This window comes from Anabaena sp. CCY 9613 (genome assembly GCF_963920895.1).
GTDB lineage: Bacteria > Cyanobacteriota > Cyanobacteriia > Cyanobacteriales > Nostocaceae > Cyanocohniella.
Map to the genome: position 1 here is coordinate 1 of NZ_CAWUDE010000055.1, position 479 is coordinate 479.

1 protein-coding gene is annotated in these 479 nt (G+C 38.2%); it reads left to right on the forward strand.

The features are described from left to right. Positions 1 to 479, forward strand: a 479-nt coding sequence (locus ACM0OT_RS23795) for an RNA-guided endonuclease InsQ/TnpB family protein (RefSeq protein ID WP_414566841.1), incomplete at both ends; no start/stop codon positions are given.

The following is a 479-nucleotide window of genomic DNA, read 5'->3' on the forward strand; positions in this document are numbered from 1 at the left end:
GGGTCTAACAACAGACGTAAAGCAATTAAAGTAGTTGCTAAGGTTCACGAAAAAATATCAAACACTAGACAAGATTTTCTCCATAAACTCTCACGCCAGTTAGTTGATGATAACCAAGTCATAGTAGCTGAGAACCTTTGCATTAAGGGATTAGCACGTACCAAATTAGCTAAGTCAATACACGATGCTGGTTTTGGTATGTTGCTTAATTTCATCAGTTACAAACTGGATAGAGAGGGGGGTAAATTTGTTCCAGTTGACAGATTCTTTCCTAGTTCAAAGTTTTGTTCATGCTGTGGATATAAGAATGATTTGCTGAATTTAAGTATCCGTGAGTGGATTTGCCCAAGTTGCCAAACAACTCATGATAGAGATGAAAATGCCTCACGGAACTTGAGAGAAGAAGGGATAAGGATATTGTCAACAAATACTGTGGGACACACAGAAATTCAAGCTTGTGGAGAATCAGTAAGACTCGT